Annotated in this window: 16 protein-coding genes; 10 read left to right on the top strand and 6 right to left on the bottom strand. The window is 39.4% G+C overall.

Annotation, left to right across the window (positions count from 1 at the left end; all coding sequences use genetic code 11):
- Window positions 1–37: 37 nt before the first annotated feature.
- Window positions 38–2,761, bottom strand: a complete 2,724-nt coding sequence (locus SanaruYs_RS10980; protein WP_127122615.1) for a 2-oxoglutarate dehydrogenase E1 component — start codon at window positions 2,759–2,761, stop codon at window positions 38–40.
- 188 nt (window positions 2,762–2,949) lie between these two features.
- On the opposite strand from SanaruYs_RS10980, the gene SanaruYs_RS10975 reads away from it, so the two are divergent.
- From SanaruYs_RS10975 to SanaruYs_RS10950, 6 genes are all read left to right on the top strand, one after another.
- On the top strand, window positions 2,950–3,495 hold the full coding sequence (locus SanaruYs_RS10975; protein ID WP_127122614.1) for a 30S ribosomal protein S16: 546 nt from the start codon (window positions 2,950–2,952) through the stop codon (window positions 3,493–3,495).
- Window positions 3,496–3,712: 217 nt separating this feature from the next.
- Window positions 3,713–4,228: a ribosome maturation factor RimM gene (rimM, locus tag SanaruYs_RS10970; RefSeq protein ID WP_127122613.1), complete on the top strand. Its 516-nt coding sequence runs from the start codon at window positions 3,713–3,715 to the stop codon at window positions 4,226–4,228.
- Between the two features lie 167 nt (window positions 4,229–4,395).
- Window positions 4,396–4,977 carry an RNA polymerase sigma factor gene (locus SanaruYs_RS10965; protein ID WP_127122612.1) on the top strand — a complete coding sequence of 194 codons (582 nt, stop codon included), beginning with the start codon at window positions 4,396–4,398 and terminating at the stop codon, window positions 4,975–4,977.
- 1 nt (window position 4,978) lies between these two features.
- Window positions 4,979–5,755 (top strand): HEAT repeat domain-containing protein, encoded by a 777-nt coding sequence (locus tag SanaruYs_RS10960; RefSeq protein WP_127122611.1) that lies wholly within the window; start codon window positions 4,979–4,981, stop codon window positions 5,753–5,755.
- A 42-nt stretch (window positions 5,756–5,797) separates the two neighbouring features.
- A complete protein-coding gene (locus SanaruYs_RS10955; protein ID WP_127122610.1) occupies window positions 5,798–6,694 on the top strand; it encodes a DUF4097 family beta strand repeat-containing protein in 897 nt (298 codons plus the stop codon).
- A gap of 45 nt (window positions 6,695–6,739) precedes the next feature.
- On the top strand, window positions 6,740–7,552 hold the full coding sequence (locus SanaruYs_RS10950) for a DUF4097 family beta strand repeat-containing protein (protein ID WP_127122609.1): 813 nt from the start codon (window positions 6,740–6,742) through the stop codon (window positions 7,550–7,552).
- Between the two features lie 248 nt (window positions 7,553–7,800).
- On the opposite strand, the gene rocD is transcribed toward SanaruYs_RS10950, so the two are convergent.
- Window positions 7,801–9,039, bottom strand: a complete 1,239-nt coding sequence (gene rocD, locus SanaruYs_RS10945) for an ornithine--oxo-acid transaminase (protein ID WP_127122608.1) — start codon at window positions 9,037–9,039, stop codon at window positions 7,801–7,803.
- Window positions 9,040–9,189: 150 nt separating this feature from the next.
- Between rocD and SanaruYs_RS10940 the strand changes: the two genes are divergently transcribed.
- From SanaruYs_RS10940 to SanaruYs_RS10930, 3 genes are all read left to right on the top strand, one after another.
- The gene (locus tag SanaruYs_RS10940) at window positions 9,190–10,488 is read left to right on the top strand and encodes a DNA recombination protein RmuC (protein ID WP_127122607.1); all 1,299 of its coding nucleotides are present in this window, start codon (window positions 9,190–9,192) and stop codon (window positions 10,486–10,488) included.
- Between the two features lie 109 nt (window positions 10,489–10,597).
- Window positions 10,598–12,874: a Tex family protein gene (locus SanaruYs_RS10935; RefSeq protein WP_127122606.1), complete on the top strand. Its 2,277-nt coding sequence runs from the start codon at window positions 10,598–10,600 to the stop codon at window positions 12,872–12,874.
- A gap of 394 nt (window positions 12,875–13,268) precedes the next feature.
- The gene (locus tag SanaruYs_RS10930; protein ID WP_127122605.1) at window positions 13,269–14,873 is read left to right on the top strand and encodes an ATP-binding protein; all 1,605 of its coding nucleotides are present in this window, start codon (window positions 13,269–13,271) and stop codon (window positions 14,871–14,873) included.
- 49 nt (window positions 14,874–14,922) lie between these two features.
- On the opposite strand, the gene SanaruYs_RS10925 is transcribed toward SanaruYs_RS10930, so the two are convergent.
- The 4 genes from SanaruYs_RS10925 to SanaruYs_RS10910 form a co-directional block, all read right to left on the bottom strand.
- Complete coding sequence (locus tag SanaruYs_RS10925; RefSeq protein WP_127122604.1) at window positions 14,923–15,531, bottom strand: superoxide dismutase; 609 nt, start codon at window positions 15,529–15,531, stop codon at window positions 14,923–14,925.
- A 135-nt stretch (window positions 15,532–15,666) separates the two neighbouring features.
- Entirely contained in the window at window positions 15,667–16,026 is a 360-nt protein-coding gene (locus SanaruYs_RS10920; RefSeq protein WP_127122603.1) for a DUF3127 domain-containing protein, read from the bottom strand.
- Between the two features lie 11 nt (window positions 16,027–16,037).
- Entirely contained in the window at window positions 16,038–16,490 is a 453-nt protein-coding gene (locus SanaruYs_RS10915; RefSeq protein WP_218022429.1) for a nucleoside deaminase, read from the bottom strand.
- Window positions 16,491–16,493: 3 nt separating this feature from the next.
- On the bottom strand, window positions 16,494–17,042 hold the full coding sequence (locus tag SanaruYs_RS10910; RefSeq protein ID WP_127122602.1) for a hypothetical protein: 549 nt from the start codon (window positions 17,040–17,042) through the stop codon (window positions 16,494–16,496).
- 77 nt (window positions 17,043–17,119) lie between these two features.
- On the opposite strand from SanaruYs_RS10910, the gene aspS reads away from it, so the two are divergent.
- Window positions 17,120–18,874 (top strand): aspartate--tRNA ligase, encoded by a 1,755-nt coding sequence (gene aspS, locus SanaruYs_RS10905; protein ID WP_127122601.1) that lies wholly within the window; start codon window positions 17,120–17,122, stop codon window positions 18,872–18,874.
- Window positions 18,875–19,114 lie beyond the last annotated feature (240 nt).

The following is a 19,114-nucleotide window of genomic DNA, read 5'->3' as shown; positions in this document are numbered from 1 at the left end:
AGAAGTCTTGCGTCTTGCTACTCTATACTTATGTCTTTTAAATTTCAAAAGCCTGGTTTACAATTTTATCTTGTTCAATTTTATGAACTTTAGAATAACCTGTGGCTGGTGAAGCACTTGGTTTGCGTGCTACCAGATCTAAACCTGCTTTGGACATGAAACGAAGTATGTAACTCCAATAACCCATGTTTGCCGGTTCTTCTTGTGCCCAAACCAATTTCGCATTTTTGTATTTCTTCAATACAGCACCTAATTGTTTTTCAGGGAATGGGTGTAACTGCTCAAGACGAACAATTGCTGCATCCTTAATTTTTTTCTTTTGCTGAACTTCCTGTAAGTCGAAGAAAATTTTACCTGAACAAAGAATTACTCGCTTCACATCTTTTGCCACAGCATTCGGATCATCAAGCACCTCTTTAAATGTGCCGGATGTAAAATCTTTCATAGGAGAAGCCACGCCTTCGTGTCGCAGTAATGACTTAGGCGACATCACCACACATGGCTTACGGAATTCCCACATTACTTGTCTGCGTAATAAGTGGAATATGTTGGCTGATGTTGTCAAGTTAGCCACAACCATGTTGTTTTCGGCAGCCAATTGCAGGAAGCGCTCAGGACGTGCGTTGGAGTGTTCAGGCCCCTGACCTTCATAGCCGTGTGGCAATAACATCACTGTTCCATTTTGTCTTTGCCATTTCGATTCTGCACTCGACAAAAATTGATCGATCATTACCTGGGCACCGTTGGCAAAATCACCAAACTGTGCCTCCCATATTACAAGTGCATTTGGTGTTGACATGGAGTAGCCATATTCAAAACCTAGCACACCAAACTCTGATAATAAGGAGTTGTAAATATGAAACTTCGCCTGACCTTGCTCTATATTATCTAATCCGCAGTATGGTGTATTCGTATTCGCGTCAAAGAAATAAGCATGACGATGAGAAAAAGTACCACGCTTTACATCCTGACCAGACATACGAACAGGAATTTTCTCAGCGATTAACGAGCCATAAGCCAGCAATTCTGCTTCTGCCCAGCCCAACACTTTATCATCGAAGAAAGCCGCCTTACGGTCTTTCAATAATTTTTCAATTTGCTTTAATGGCTTAAACCCTTCCGGAATAGTAGTTAACGCCTTTCCTACTTTTTCTATTAATGCAGGCTTTATACTTGTATCAGGAGATTGTTCAAAATCTTCCGCCTTAGCCCAGCGCATATGATTCCATTCCTCTTCGACTTTTTGTGGTTTGTAAGGAAGGGGCTTTTGTTTTACTTCATTCAACCTGTCTTGCAACTGATTCCTGAATTTGGCATCTAAGTCATCTGCTATTGCAGCATCAACATCACCACGTTCCACCAGGCGTTTCACATACACTTCGCGCGGGTTTGGATGCTTGGCTATAATGTTGTACAATTTCGGTTGTGTAAATTTAGGTTCATCACTTTCATTATGACCATGTCTTCGGTAACATAATAAGTCGATGAAGATATCTTTACCAAATTTTTGACGATACTCAACTGATAGGTTAGCGGCAAAATTCACAGCCTCTGCATCGTCACCATTTACATGAAGCACAGGTGCATCTACAATCTTGGCAATATCTGTACAATAAATAGAAGTACGAGCATCATCATAATCGGTGGTAAAACCTACCTGGTTGTTAATAACAAAGTGAATAGTGCCACCTGTAGTATAACCAGGCAGTCCAGACATCTGAAGTGTTTCGTACACTATACCTTGTCCTGCTACAGCTGCATCACCGTGAATGAGGATCGCCATTGCCTTACGTAAATCTCCTCCATATTCATCATCTATCTGACCGCGTGTGTAACCCAACACCAAAGGATCAACCGCTTCTAAATGTGAAGGGTTAGGTGTTAGTTTCACATATATCTTATTTCCGGAAGGCGTTGCAATATGACTTGCATATCCTAAGTGATATTTTACATCACCATCACCCATCGTAAGGTTATCAGGATTTACATTACCCTCAAATTCTGTAAAAATCTGTTCGTAGGTTTTACCAAGAATATTAGACAGTACGTTGAGGCGACCACGGTGGGCCATACCAATCACTACTTCTTTTACCCCAAGCTCAGCCGACTTGTTAATTATTTCATGCAAGGCTGGAATTGTGTTTTCACCTCCTTCTAAAGAGAAACGCTTTTGTCCTAAAAACTTCGTGTGCAAAAAGTTTTCAAAAACAACAGCTTCATTCAGTTTTGCAAGAATGCGTTTCTTCTCATCCTGTGAAGGATTATAATTGAAGTACCCTTTCTCTATTTTTTCAATAAACCAGCTACGCACATCATCATTACGGATGAAGTTGTATTCGAAACCAATTGGCCCTACATATATATCCTGAAGGCGTTCAATTATTTTACGAAGCGATGTGCGTTGCATACCAATTTCGGCAGCCACATCAAACTCAGCATCCAAATCTGCATCTGTTAAACCAAAAGTTTTATGATCTAGCTGAACGTTATGGTTTCTGCGCTCACGCACTGGGTTGGTCTTTGATTTAAGGTGACCAAAAGAACGGTAAGCAAAAATCAGGTTTCGCACCTGTGTTTCCTTCACACTTAAAGAGTCTGCTCCCGAAGAACCGTTTTCGCCATAGCGCTGTTGAGAAAATTCATATCCCTCAAAAAACTTCTGCCAAGTGGGGTCTACAGATTGTGGGTCAGCTTTGTAGCTTTGAAAGAGTTGGTCTAAGTAGCCAACATCTGCATTTGATATATAAGAGAACTTATCCATAATTTTAGCTCAAGTAAACAAATGTAGTTTAGGCTTCACGGAATAAAAAACCGTTTACTCGCTTAAGCAATTATTTACTGATTATCAGGCCAGTAAATTCTTCTGAGCCTAGGCTTGTCGACTACCAGAAAAGACCTATATTTGCAACCTTAAAAAAATGGGACGAGCTCCCGCTAAACAAATAACTAATGGCTGTAAAAATCCGTTTGGCCCGCAGAGGCCGCAAAAAACTGGCAAAATACGATGTAGTCGTAGCCGATGCCAGATCACCACGTGATGGTAAATTCATTGAAAAACTGGGGACTTACAACCCTTTGACTGTTCCTGCCACCATCGAATTGAACGATGAAAAGGCATTTCAGTGGTTGATGAATGGTGCACAACCTTCTGATACTGTAAAGGCAATGTTGTCTTACCGAGGCGTTATGTTACGCAAACACCTTCAAATTGGTGTAGTGAAAGGCGCTATTACTCAAGAGCAAGCTGATGCTAAATTAGATGCTTGGGTAAAAGATAAGCAAACTAAAATCGAAGCAAAACGCGATAAAGTTTCTCAATCTAAGCAAGACAGTGCAAAAGCCCGTAAGGATGCTGAAACAAAGGTTAAGGAAGCAAGAGCTGAAGCTATTCGCAAGAAGGCTCAAGTGGCTGCTACTCCTGTTGTTGAAGCTGCTGCGGAAGGCGAAGTTGCTGCCGAAGGTGGAGCTGCTCCTGCAGAAAACACCGAAGCATAATCTTCAAATAATATTTTGTAAAAATGCCGGTGATTTTCATCGGCATTTTTTTTACCCACTAATCTGTTTGAAATCGTAAATTTTAAAACAAAATAATCTATAAAGTTAAGACCATCCGTCAGACCGCTTTATTGCGCAGCCAACAGCGGTCAGACGGATTTTTGGGTAAGAAAACCCTCTAAACTTTTTAACCCTCCACGATCATCGGTAAAAGAATATGGAAGTTTCAGACTGCTTTAAAATAGGATATGTGCAAAAAACACATGGTTTAAAGGGCGAAGTAACTATTGCCTTAGAACCAGGTGCACCTGATGATTTTGAAACCATCACTTCTATTTTTGCCGAAGTAAAAGGAAGGTTAATCCCATACTTCATTGAAGAAATTTCTTTCAAAGGCGATAAAGCCTTTGTGAAATTTGAAGACGTGAATACCTCAGAAGAAGCCACTACACTTAAAGGCACTTCTTTATACCTACCCAAATCGACAAGACCAAAATCAAAACGTGGTGAATTTTACAACGATGAGGTTATCGGTTTTACTGTAAATGACGCAACGGCTGGTCTATTGGGAAAAGTAAGTAGTGTTGAAAACGAAGAGGTGAATCCTCTACTCATTGTGCTGCAGGGTGAAAAAGAAATTGCCATCCCGATCAATGCCCCTTTTATTACCAGCGTGAACAAGTCAACCAAAAGAATTGAAGTTGACTTACCCGAAGGCTTATTAGAGTTGTAAAAGCAACATAAGGCTTCAACTTTCAGTTACTTTTTTTAAACTCAAAACAACCTATCTCTGCTAAAATTCAAGTTTAGTCCTTCATTAGGATTATTCTTTGTAAATTTTATCCCCATCAAGTAACCTCTTTTAAAAATCTGAGTTACCCTACACGAACGACACATTGATTGGAAGCGCTTTCGGATAATGCTTTAATGCTTAAGGTAAAGGACAATGACCTGGACAAACTGGGCCTGCTCTTTGAACGCTATAAAAAACCGCTGTTCGGGTTTTTCTATAACCTCAATAAAGATCAGGAGCTTAGTGAAGATCTTGTACAGAATACTTTCCTGCGAATTCTAAAATACCGTCATCTCTTTCGCTTGCCTGAAAACAATTTGCAAGATGCGGGAGAAGGTAGTTTCAGAACCTGGATGTTTCACATTGCGCGTAATGTGAGTCATGATCATTACCGAAAGGATAAAATTAAAAACAAAGAAAATGTGGAAGACTGGCAACACCAACTAATTCATCATGAGCATAAGTCGAGTGAACTGGAACAGCAGGACGAACAGACGCTACTCAATATGGCGATGGAAAAATTGCCAGCTGACAAGCGAGAGATTTTGTTACTCAGCAAGTATCAGGAAAAAAAGTATAAAGAAATAGGCGAAGTATTGGGATGTTCTGAAGGAACTGTAAAAGTAAAAGTGTTTCGGGCTTTACAAGAACTTAAGACTATTTATCAACAATTAGAAAAACGCGTGTAGTATGGAAAGGAATCGTGTAGAAGAATTGATTAAGAAGTACAATGCCCGAACAGCTGATGCAACAGAAATGCAATTACTGGAGCGCTTCCTCGAATCTGGTGAAGTATCAATTGAGCAATTGGAGGATGTTAATATACTGCAAGACAAATTTGAGCAGATAGATAACGGATCACCCTCTCTTCAGCTTGATGATCATTTTTACACAATGCTGACTAATGAAAAGCGGAAAGAAAAGAAATTTACTTTTTCACTTCCTACCTGGTCTGCATTTTTACCAAAGCTTTCTTTCGCAGTTTCTTTTACCATACTCGGTTTTTTTATGGCTTACTTCTTCATCAACAGAACAGCCGCCCCTGAAGTAAAACAGCTGACACAAGAAGTAAGTGACCTGAAAGAAATGATGATGCTTTCATTATTGGAAAAAGAATCCGCTACCGATCGCTTACGCGCTGTAAGCTTAACTGATGAAATGCAACAAGCCAGTAAAACTGTAACTGAAGCATTGATTAAAACATTAAACAAAGACGCAAACATTAATGTTCGTCTGGCTGCACTTGAGGCACTAAAACCCTATGTGGGCGACAGTTCAGTGCGCATGGCTTTGGTGAGATCAATAGCTCAGCAAGAATCACCTTTAATACAGGTAGCCATGGCAGAATTGATGGCTGCCATTCAGGAGAAACATGCTGTAAAAGAGCTTGAAAAAATGCTGGAGAATAATAATACTCCAGAAGAAGTGAAAAGAAGAATTCAAAAAAATCTGGAGGTTCTTATCTAAGTCTTGTGTCGTTCAATACAAGTATTTAAAAAAAGAACGGTTATGAAAAATCTATTGTCACCCATTTTGATTATGCTGACTTACACTATTGTGCAGGCTCAGACATTTACAGAGACTATTAAAAAAGAATTCACTTTCGAAAAGAAAAGCGATGCGAATGCACTGATGCTTTTCAATATTAGTGGAGATGTGAGAATCAAAGGCTACGATGGTGATAAAATTATTATTGAAGTGGAAAGAAAAATAACAGGTAAGACAGCGGAAAGACTTGAGCAAGGAAAACGAGAAATAGAACTTGGCTTTATCGATAAAGCTGATACGCTTATTTTGTATACAAAAGGCATCTGCACTGCTTTTGGTAAACTCAATCATCCAAATGGCAAACGTAACAACAAAAAGTACAATGGTTATGGATATGATTGGAACAGCTGTAATAACAGAAAGTCTGAGGAAACTTATGATTATGAAATGAACTTCATTATCAAAGTGCCAAAAAATATCCATGTCATGGCTTCCACTATCAATAACGGAGATATCTGGATTGATAACACTACCAAATCTGTTGTAGCTAACAACGTAAATGGAAGTGTCATTCTCAATAATATAACAGGTTCTACACAGGTGTCTACAATTAATGGCAATGTTGACTTGAACTACGTAAGTAATCCTCCGGCTGACAGTCGCTACTATACTTTAAATGGTGACATAAACGCAAATTTCAAAAAAGGATTAAAGGCTGACCTGACCTTCGAAAGTTACAATGGAGAACTCTACACTAATGTTGAACAGCTCGAAGTCATCCCAGTAAGCATTGAGAAAAAAGAGAGTGCCAAAGGATTAAAATATAAGGTAGGTGGAACAAGATACCGAATAGGTAGCGGTGGTGTGCTACTTGATTTTGAAACCTTCAATGGCGATGTCTATATCAAAGAAATGTAAAAAAAATAATCACGTTGCAATCATCAACTCAAAACAGCAATCATTATGAAAAAATATATAACACTTTTAGCAGCAGGTATTTTCCTTTTAATCTTCAATGCCACTGCGCAAAATGACGGAGAGTTTACTGTGCCATTAAGTGATCCTGCCAAGCGGATAAAGTTAGTAGTAGATATTAATTATGGAGGTATCATTTTAGTAGGTACCCCTCGCAAAGATGTGCTCGTTAAGTATGCCTCTGAAGAAAGTAAGAAAAATAATAGCCAAAGCAACAGCACCAAAGATGGTATGAAAAGAATAAGCGGTGGCACAATGGACTTAGAGGTTTCTGAAAACCAAAACAGTGTTCGCATTGAATCAAGTTCGTGGAGTAATAAAATGAATCTATATGTTGAGGTACCTTTTGGGGCTGATGTTACGCTGAGCAGTCATAACAGTGGTGACCTTAGTGCCAGTGCAATTCAGGGGCAAGTAGAATTGGAAACCTACAATGGAAAAATCACTGCTGATAAAATTTCAGGTTCTGTTGTTGCTTCAACCTATAACGGAGAAGTAAAAATCAGTTTTGATAAAATAACAGAAGGGACACCCATGTCTTTTTCAACATACAACGGAGACATTGATATTACGGTGCCCACAACCTTCAAAGGCTCGTTAAAGATGAGAACAGAGCGTGGAGAGGTTTATTCAGATTTCGATGTGAGTCTTGTAAAAAGTGGCCCGATACAAAAGAAAGACACGAAATCAGGTGTATATAAAGTAGTAATAGATGAGTGGGTAAAAGGAGACATCAATGGAGGTGGTCCTGAATTTATGATGAAGACTTATAATGGAGATATCTTAATTCGGAAGAAGTAAGCAGTTGTCAATAAAAAAAAGAAGGAGTCATCATTATAAAGATGACTCCTTCTTTTTTATTGTTTCACTTCCCTTGGTCTGTGTCTTCACAGACCGGTATTGTTATACCAATTTTGTTTCCATCCCCTGGTCTGTGTCCTCACAGACCAGTATCGATACGATATTTTATTTCAATTAAGAATTACTCATATGTTGCATCATATCATGTTTCGGTCTGTGGAGACACAGGCCGAGGAATAGATCAAGGCTTATTTAGTAAAATCAAGTATGCTTTTTTCAATTATATCACAACACTCGTGCATTTGTTCTTCAGTAATGACAAGCGGTGGTGCCAGTCGAATAATATTTCCCTGAGTAGGTTTCGCCAACAAACCATTCTCAGCAAACTTCACACAAATATTCCACGCTGTTTCGCTATTGGGCGTGTCGTTGATCATAATGGCATTTAATAAACCCTTACCTCTTACCAGCGTCACCATGCTTGATTTATGCATGAAGGCTCGCATACGCTCTCTGAAAATTTTTCCAAGTCGCTCAGCATTGTCCGCTAAGTTCTCATCTTTCACAACTTGTAGTGCTGCCATACAAACCGCTGCTGATAGTGGATTACCACCATACGTTGAACCATGTTCACCTGGTTTAATCACCAGCATTACTTCATCACTGGTTAACACAACTGAAACAGGCAATACACCACCTGATATAGCCTTACCTAAAATCAGCATGTCTGGTTTTACGTCTTCATGATCTGAAGCCAGCATTTTCCCGGTACGCGCAACACCAGTTTGTATTTCATCCATCATCAACAACACATTATGTTTTTTACATAATTGTTCTGCTGATTTTAAATAACCCTCTGCTGGAACATAAACACCGGCTTCACCTTGTATAGGTTCAATCCACAAACCACAAACATTCGGATTGGCTAATGCTTTTTCTAAAGCAGGTACATTGTCATAATCGATTATTTCAAAACCAGGCATAAAAGGTCCGAAGCCTTTACGTGCCGATGGATCTGTTGAAGCAGAGATAATAGTTGTGGTGCGGCCGTGAAAGTTTTTCTTCACCGCAATAATTACAGCTTCATTATCAGGAATACCTTTTTTTGTATAACCCCATTTACGCGCAAGCTTAATGGCCGTTTCATTAGCCTCTGCACCACTGTTCATGAAGAGTGCTTTCTCATAACCAAAAGTTTCGCAAACGTATTTTTCTGCAATCCCTAGTTTATCATTATAAAAAGCACGAGAGGTTAGTGTCAATTCTTTAGCCTGATTGATCAATGCATTAATAATACGTGGATGACAGTGACCCTGATTTACAGCACTGTAGGCGGACAAAAAATCAAAATATCGCTTGCCTTCTACATCCCACAAAAAAACGCCTTCTCCTCTGTTTAGTACAACCGGTAGGGGGTGATAGTTATGTGCACCAAACTTATCTTCCAGTAAAATTGCCTCTTGACTAGATGTTATTGTTTCGACCATAAAATACTTGTTAGCTTTAATGCAAACGTTGCAAATTTACCAAATATGGGCTTCAAAGCCAATGAAAGACAAGGCATAAAGCTGTCAAGAATTTAAAAACCCGACAGTATTTGTCAATAAGAAAGGGTTTATTTGCATATCAGTAATGCTATGGAAATTCTTTATCTCGTTATCGGATTGTTGATTGGGGGGCTTTTAGCCTGGTTTGCTTTACGTTCAAAGTTTTTGTCAGAAAACCAGCAAACTGGGGGGCTTTTATTGGCTGAACAGGAAAAAGTTAAGGCCCTTGATTTGAGATTAATTGAACAAAAAAAGGAGCTGGAATCCGAACGAAATAAAGCAGCTGCCCTGGCAAACAATCTTTCAGCTACGGAAGCTGATTACCGCAACCTGGAAGAGAAATTAAAAGAACGTAAAAAAGAAGTTGAAGAACTGCAAAATCAGTTTGCTTTTCAATTTAAAAACCTGGCCAACGAAATATTTGAAGAAAAAAGTAAAAAATTTACTGAACAGAATAAGACTAATTTGAGTGAAATCTTAAATCCACTTAAAGAAAAAATTACCGATTTTGAAAAGAAAGTAGAGCAAACCAATAAAGAAAGTATCGACCGAAACTCCGCCTTGCGCGAACAGCTGGTTAACCTGAAAGAACTAAATCAACAGATAACAAAAGAAGCAAGCAATCTTTCTAAAGCATTAAAAGGCGATTCTAAAACACAAGGTACGTGGGGAGAAATACAGTTGGAAGCCATCCTCGAAAGAGCCGGTTTGCAAAAAGACATTCATTACTTCAAAGAAAAAAATTTCAAAAATGAAGAGGGGCAAAATCAACGCCTTGATTATATCATTAAACTTCCGGATGATAAGTACTTAGTGTTGGATTCTAAAGTTTCATTGACTGCCTACAGCGAATATTACAACACAAGTGATGAAACTGAACAAAGTAAGTTTCTAAAAAGTCACTTGGATAGCGTTTATTCACACATCAAGCTTTTGAGTGAGAAGAATTATCAAAATCTTTATGAAATCAATCAACCAGATTATGTAATGATGTTTCTGGCTAACGAGCCCGCACTTACCTTGGCATTGAGAGAAGATAACTCTTTGTACGAAAAAGCACTCGATAAAAATATTGCTTTGGTTTCAGCCACTACCTTACTGGCTACCTTGCGCACAATCGGTTACATCTGGAAGCAGGATATGCAAAATAAAAATGCGCTGGAGATTGCACGACAGGCTGGTTCTCTTTATGATAAATTTCATATGCTTATAGAAGACCTGACCAAAGTGGGTAATAACTTAAAATCAACGCAAAACAGTTACCAAGATGCTATGAATAAGCTCATTGAAGGCAAAGACAACCTGGTAAGGAAAACAGAGCGCTTGAAAGAACTCGGAGCAAAAACCACCAAACAACTTAGCCAGCAATTGCTAGACCGAGCCGATTAAATAGCACAAAGAATTATCTTGAAAAGCAACAAAAAAACTATTTCTTTTTTATAATCACGGACTTGCCCACGATCAGGGTAATCCTAAATTTGCGTCCCTATTTTACAATATGAGTGTAGATCAGAATCTTTCGCGCTGGACAGAACAAATTGCCAGAGAGTTTTCATTAGTACAAAAAAATGTTGATGCCTTAGCCGACCTCTTAGAAGAAGGTGCTACGATACCCTTCATTTCGCGCTACCGTAAAGAAATGACGGGTAGCATGGATGAGGTCATGATCGCTAATGTGCGCGATCGTATCGAACAATTGCGGGAACTCGATAAACGAAAAGAGGCTGTTATCAGCTCTATCGAAAAACAAGGCAAACTTACGCCTGAATTACTATCGGCTATTGCCAAGTCTGAAACCCTTGCAGAAGTTGAAGATTTATACCTTCCTTATAAGCCCAAGCGTAAAACGCGTGCTTCTGTAGCTAAGGAAAAAGGCCTTGAACCACTGGCCGAAAGAATTTTCAGCCAGGAAAAGATTTCTATCGCGGAGCTTGCCAAAACTTTTATTGATGCCGAAAAAGGTGTGAATACAGAGGAGGAAGCATTAGAAGGCGCACGCGATATCATGGCTGAATGGATCAGCGAAAATCAGGAAACCAGAAAGCGGATACGCGAAATCTATTGGACACAGGGCGTGGCTGAATCGCGTGTGTTAAAAGGTAAAGAGGCAGAAGGTCAGAAATTCAAAGATTACTTTGAATGGAAAGAGCCTATCGGTAAAGTACCTTCCCACCGTATGCTGGCCATGCGAAGAGGAGAAAAAGAGGGTGTTTTAATGCTGGATATTTTCCCAGGTGAAGAAGAAGCTATTTCTTCTATTGAAAGACAAATCATTAAAGGTGAAAATGCTTCCACCGATCAAATTCGTTTAGCGATTAAAGACAGCTATAAGCGTTTGATACGCCCTTCATTAGAAACAGAAGTGCGTATTGAAAGCAAGATGAAAGCTGATGATGAAGCCATCAAAGTATTCTGTACTAACTTAAAAGAGTTATTGCTGGCAGCACCACTAGGACAAAAAAATGTTCTGGCACTTGATCCGGGCTTTCGTTCAGGCTGTAAACTTGTTGTTTTGGATCGCCAGGGTAAATTACTTTTTAACACCAACATTTACCCGCACGAACCACAGCGTGAAACTGCCAAATCAAGAATAATTGTAAAAGAACTCTGCGAAAAATTTGATGTGGAGGCTGTTGCTATTGGTAATGGAACAGCAAGCCGTGAGACAGAGTCTTTCGTAAAAAGTATTGGCCTCCCTAATAAAATATTGGTAGTAATGGTGAACGAGAGCGGTGCATCAGTTTACTCCGCCAGTGATGTAGCGCGTGAAGAATTTCCTGACTACGATGTAACAGTGCGTGGCGCTGTATCGATTGGAAGACGCTTAACTGATCCTTTGGCCGAGTTGGTAAAAATTGATCCTAAATCCATTGGCGTTGGTCAATACCAGCACGATGTAGATCAGGTTAAATTAAAGCAAGGGTTAGATGATGTAGTGATGAGTTGCGTAAACTCTGTAGGTGTTGAAGTAAACACAGCCAGCAAAGAATTACTAGCTTATGTTTCTGGTTTAAACAGTTCTATTGCCAAAAATATTGTTGAGTACAGAAATCAAAACGGGCCTTTCAAAAGTCGTGAAGAGTTGATGAAAGTTTCTCGCCTTGGTGAGAAAGTATTTGAGCAAGCTGCAGGTTTCTTACGCATTCGCGAAGCACAAAATCCTTTAGATGCCAGTGCCGTTCACCCGGAGAGTTACACTATTGTAGAAAAGATGGCCAAAGACCTTCAGTGTAGTGTAAAAGATCTGATGAGTACTTCAGAATTACGCAAACAACTGGATCTTAAAAATTACATCACAGAAAAAGTAGGTTTACCAACCCTGACAGATATTGTTACTGAATTAGAAAAACCTGGTCGCGATCCGCGCGAAGGATTTGAAGTATTCAGCTTTACCGATGGGGTCAATGAAATTAAAGATCTGAAGATTGGTATGAAGTTACCTGGTATTGTAACTAACGTAACAGCGTTTGGAGCTTTTGTTGATATTGGTGTTCATCAGGATGGTTTGGTACACATCAGTCATTTATCTGATAAGTTTGTAAAAGATCCTAATGAAGTAGTGAGTGTTCAGCAGAAAGTAACCGTTACGGTTACAGAAGTGGATGTAGCGCGTAAGCGTATTGGTCTGTCGATGAAAGCCGATCCTTTTAGTGATGCTCCGGCTCAACAGAAAACAAAGAGCTCACCAGATAAAAAACGAAACGATAAGCCTGCTAAGCCAGAGCCAAGCATGGAAGAAAAACTTGCTATGCTAATGAGTAAGTTTAAAAAGTAATCTTACTTTAAAATGATTAAAAAGCCAGAGTAGTTTTATTCTGGCTTTTTTAATGGCTGATTTTGAAGATGATAAATCAAACTCAATACCTTAAAATTAAGGTACCCATACAGTCCAACACAACCATCCTTGTAAGTCTTGTATTTTTGATTTTAAAAAATTTAGAAATGTTTTGCACTTATTAAAACTTACTGCACTTTCGCAGTTAAACTTGCTTGGGTAAAATACTCGATCATAAGTTTTAATAGTAAGCAACTTTACATTGTCTTCAGACTTTAGGTAAATGCTTCCACAATTTAACGCCTAAAGTAATCACGTCTTTATGAAAATAGATTTTGCTTCAATGAATCGTGTTAACCTCAATTTTTAAGTATATTCGTTAAAACGATATTTTTTGAAAAAGTCTGCCCAATACTTTTTTCGACTTATTGCACTTCAAACTGTCTTAGTCACATTATCTTACCTCTCCCATCAGTTAAGTAATGTTACCAGTTCACTACTTCTCTACTTACCATTGGTGCTTGGTATATTATTCATCCATTGGTTTGGCCTCAAAATATTACCTGTAATATTCATAAACGGTATTACAACTATGCTTATTTGGGGTGTAACCAAATTTCCTTTAAAGATGGTAATGCTGACAACCCACGAGGCGGCTGTTGCACTTACATCCTGGTTGCTCTACACCCAATTGAGTGGCAACAAAAATTTCCAGCCTTTCTCAAACACTAATAATTTTTTACGCTTTGTCTTATTGGGCATTGTTATACCCATATGTATTAACTCAATCTATGTATACCATTACGGATATGTAAGGGGCGACATGGATAAGGTTTCGCTTTTCTGGCTGTCAGATTTCATCACCATTTTCCCCATTGCAATTTGCCTGCTTTACTTCATTCAACCAGCAAAAACCTCAGGGCAATGGACTATCAAATTCAATAAGCCAAAAGTTTCGAAGCAGGCATATTTAGAGTTAAGCTTAGTGTGCGCAGTCTTTATTGCCTTGTCCTTACTTTTTCCTTTCAATAAATACTGGTTTATATACGGCATTGGTGCAACATTCTTTGCATTGCGATGGGGTTTTGAAACAGCCATAATTCTGAATGTAATCATTTTCATGCTCAGCTACTTATTACCGCTATTTGATTTTGCATCTTCACTATTAATTACACAAGGCTCTACGCAATACTTTAGTGTTCATTTAGGAATGAGTACGATGATGTTTGTTTCGGCATTAGTAGGTAGAGTGGTTTCTGATCTGAGCGAAACCGAGAGAAACTTAAAAGAACAGAAAGGTAAAGCCGAAATAATGAATGCTGAACTTGAACAAAAAAATGAAGAGCTCGACCGTTTTGTGTATAGCGTTTCTCATGATTTAAGTGCACCACTAAAGTCTATTAAAGGCCTTGTTAATATCAGCAGAATAGAACCACAACAGTCGCATATCTACATTGATAAAATCGACAAAAGTGTTAACCGTCTGGAAGAGTTTATTGAAGAAGTGCTGGACTATTCACGTACCAACCGCAATACTATTCACTACGAAAAGATTGAGTTAAGTGGTTTGATTTACGACATTAATAAAAAGTTTGAGTTTCTCGAAGGCTTTGATAAAATTGAATTTAGCATCAATCTTGAAACAGTTTTTATTATTAGTGATAGATTATTACTCCGTATTGCGCTTAATAACATTTTGTCTAATGCAATAAAATATCAAAAGAAATACAAAGACCATAAGCCTTCGATTACAATACACGCTTATGTATCTAATGATGAGCAGGTGATTGAGGTGAGCGATAATGGTGAGGGCATAAGAGAAGAGTATCAGGATAAACTCTTTAATATGTTTTATAGAGGAACAGCAAATTCTTCTGGTTCAGGACTTGGTTTATACATTGCGAAGGAAGCGATTGGAAGATTAAGTGGCAAAATTACCCTGTCATCAACCTGGGGGCAAGGCTCATCTTTTACAATTCACTTGCCCGATGTGAAATAAAAAAGACCTGATCGTTTGTCAGGCCTTTCATTAAAAATAAAATCAATAATTATTTAGCAGCAGCAAAACGTTTTGCCACCTCTGCCCAATTCACCACATTCCAGAAAGCGGTAATATAATCAGGTCTGCGGTTCTGATAATTCAAATAGTATGCATGCTCCCAAACATCTAAACCTAAAATTGGTGTGCCCTTTACTTCAGCTACATCCATTAATGGATTATCCTGATTGGGTGTTGAGGTAATAGCTAATTTGCCATCAGCACCTACAATCAACCAGGCCCAACCCGAACCAAAACGTGTTGCACCTGCAGCAGCAAATTTGGTTTTAAACTCATCAAAGTTTCCAAAAGCAGCGTTAATAGCATCAGCCAATGCACCTGTTGGTGCGCCCCCTGCATTTGGCCCCATCACAGTCCAGAATAAACTGTGGTTGTAATGGCCACCACCATTGTTACGAACGGCAACCGGATATTTAGAAATGTTTTTGCATATCTCTTCAATGCTCAGATTTTCTTCTGGTTTGCCTGCAACAGCCGCATTAAGATTTGTAACATATGCATTGTGATGCTTGCCATGGTGTATCTCCATTGTTTTTGCATCGATGTGTGGCTCCAAAGCTGTAGTAGCATAAGGAAGCGCTGGTAATGTAAAAGCCATAATTGATATATTAAGGTTTAACTATTTAAATTGATGATCTGCATCATATTCACTTAACCTGATAAAGATTGAAATTGAATACTCTTTAACAACTACAATACTTCAAAATTTGTTCACGATGAAGTACATTATTTGTTAAAATGGTAAATCATCAGATGACTGTGTCGATGAAGATGAATCAAAAGTATCATAAGCAGGTGGTGCACTAAAGCCAGCACCGCCTCCGTTGTCGCCTTGTTTCTCAAGTTTCCATGCGCGTGCTTCAGTATACCAACGGCCATTATATTCACGGCTTTCTAAGTCTACCGATACACTAACCTGATCACCAACTGACAAGGCAAACTGTTGTATTTTATCACCCCATATTGAAAGACAAATTTTCTTAGGGTATTGACTTTGTGTTTCAACAATAAATTCCTGCTTGCGCCAGGTTCCTTTTTTTCCAGCTCCGGTTTGTTCAGCCAAAATCTGGATCACTCTTCCTTTTACGTCCATTATACTTTAATTTAATCTCTGATACTTTTAAAAAATGTGTTGATCAATGTTCGACTCTCCTCCTCCTTCACACCGCGTACTATTTCAGTTTTTGAATGAAGTATCGGTGACTTAATCAATCCATACCCCCTTTGCACATCGCTGGCACCAAACACCAATTTACTTAACTGCACCCAATGAAGCGCACCTGCACACATCACACAAGGCTCTAAGGTAACATATAAGGTGCATTCTGTTAAGTATTTTGAGCCAAGAAAATTCGCAGCAGCAGTTACCGCCAGCATTTCTGCATGGGCTGTGGCATCTGTCAACTTCTCTGTTTGATTATGGGCTCGTGCAATTATTCTATTATTAGCCACCACAACGGCTCCTACGGGCACCTCTCCTATAGCAAGCGCCTTTTGCGCCTCCTTAAGAGCCTCTCGCATAAAGTATTCGTCTGTAAAAACCTCCACTATGGCCATAAATTATTTTACCCTTACCGATTTCATCACCTGAATAGCCGTTTCCTGCCAATCCTCTTTTACACGAGATGGACAGTTGAAGGAGAAAACCAACGTACGGTTTTTCTCTACCAGGTATTGTATATATGTGTACTTAATAACAGGTGCCCGTTGTGACTCATTGGCTCTCAGGCCATTCGTGCGCGACTCTATCTCAAAAAATAAGTATTGCTTTCCGTGAATTTCAACAACACCTTCATTGATAAAATCGACTTGATCATATAAGTTTTGTAGTCCCGACCTGAAAAATTTACCAGCCAGTTCAAGGTTGGCGTCTGGCCATTGAGTAGCTGAAATATTAACACTAAAATCAATATCTCTATCCGGATTAGTATAGGCAGCCAAAGGTGCCCTAACCGAAGGAAGTCTTTGTACAATGTCGTCCGGCAGCATAGGGGTAAACGTCTCAGGAATGGCTACTGTGATGCCATCGCTGATCTTGGTTTTAACCAGTTTGGGGCCATTTACAAAAGCCGTAGCCGTAAAGAGGAAAATAATGAGTAAGTATCGCATAGCTAGAAAAGATTCAATTAAATTCGCGCCCGGCCTGCGCTAACACTTCGGCCGGTGCACAAAATTAACATTTCTATATGCTACGATCTCATACCTGCGGTGAATTAAGAATTTCGGATGTTGGAAAGACAGTAAAGCTGGCTGGCTGGGTACAGCGTAGTCGCGATAAGGGCAGCGTATTATGGATCGATTTACGCGACCGTTACGGCCTTACGCAGTTGATTTTTGAAGAAGGTAAGACAGAAGCGAGCTTATTTGAGCAGGCGCGTGCCACCGGCCGTGAATTTGTTATTCAAATTGAAGGTGTTGTAGCTGAGCGTCTTTCTAAAAATGATAAAATCCCTACCGGGGAAATTGAGATAAAAGCAACTAAGCTTACTGTACTAAACACGGCCAAACTACCTCCTTTCACTATTGAAGATGAAACCGATGGTGGTGATGATCTGCGCATGAAATACCGCTACCTGGATTTGAGAAGAAATCCTGTGCGTGAAAAATTACAGTTACGTCATAAAATGGCACAGCAAACACGTGCTTATTTAGATGCGCAACAATTTATAGAGGTAGAAACTCCTGTGCTTATTAAGTCAACGCCCGAAGGTGCCCGCGATTTTGTAGTGCCTTCACGCATGCACAATGGTGAGTTCTATGCATTACCACAATCGCCACAAACGTTTAAGCAGTTACTGATGGTTTCAGGTTTCGACCGCTACTATCAAATTGTAAAATGCTTCCGCGATGAAGATTTGCGTGCTGATCGTCAGCCGGAGTTTACGCAGATCGACTGTGAAATGGCTTTCATTGAACAAGAAGATATTCTCAACACTTTCGAAGGGCTGATCAGACATTTATTCAAAAGTGTAAAAGGTATTGACTTGCCAACAGTACAACGCATGCAATATGCTGATGCCATGAAGTTTTATGGTAACGACAAACCTGATACGCGTTTTGATATGCGGTTTGTGGAGCTGAAAGGCGAAGGCATAGATCTTACTTCAGGTAAAAACTTTGTGGTGTTCGACAATGCAGAGCTTGTTGTGGGTGTAAATGCCAGCGGCTGCAGCGACTTCACACGTAAACAACTTGATGAATTAACTGAATTTGTAAAGCGTCCACAAATTGGCGCAAGGGGCTTAGTCTATGTGCAATGTAAAACGGATGGCACATTCAAATCTTCTGCGGATAAATTCTTTAGCAGCGATGACTTAAAGAAATGGGCGGAAACCTTTAATGCCAAGCCGGGAGATTTATTATTAATATTAGCAGGAGAAAGCAATGCCACCAGAAAACAATTAAGCGAGTTACGCTTGCATGTTGGTGAGCAATTAGGCTTACGTGATAAGAGTAAGTTTTCTGCATTATGGGTACTTGACTTCCCACTATTAGAATGGGACGAAGAAAATAAACGTTACCATGCTATGCACCACCCTTTCACTTCTCCTAAGACTGAAGACATACACTTACTGGAAAGCGATCCGGGTAAGGTGAGGGCTAATGCTTATGACATGGTGTTGAATGGAACTGAGATTGGTGGTGGTTCTATTCGCATCCACGACAAACCTACACAACAAATGATGTTCACACATCTTGGCTTTAGCGAAGCCGAAGCGAAAAAACAATTTGGTTTCTTAATGGAGGCTTTCGAATTTGGTGCACCACCCCATGGTGGTATTGCCTTTGGATTCGATCGATTATGTTCACTTTTTGGCGGTTCCGATTCTATCCGCGACTTTATTGCGTTCCCTAAAAATAATGCCGGCCGAGATGTGATGATCGACACACCTTCTACAATTTCGGAAGAGCAATTGAAAGAGTTGGGGATAAAAATTTAGAGTACAGGAGGCAGGAGATAGAATGTAGAATACAGAAGTTAGCATGAAGTGACGAGTGATGTTTTGTATACTCCGCTCCATGGTCTGTGTCTTCACAGACCAGTAATTAAATCATCATCTTATTATTAAACCCTTAAGAAAGTTGCCTCAGGGTATCGTGTGCATCTTGCTCCCTGGTCTGTGTCTTCACAGACCAGTAATTAAATCATCATCTTATTATTAAACGCTTAAGAAAGTTGT

Origin of the sequence: Chryseotalea sanaruensis (assembly GCF_003990915.1) — a bacterium.
GTDB classification, from domain to species: domain Bacteria; phylum Bacteroidota; class Bacteroidia; order Cytophagales; family Cyclobacteriaceae; genus Chryseotalea; species Chryseotalea sanaruensis.
This window is presented reverse-complemented; position numbering and strand designations above follow the sequence as displayed.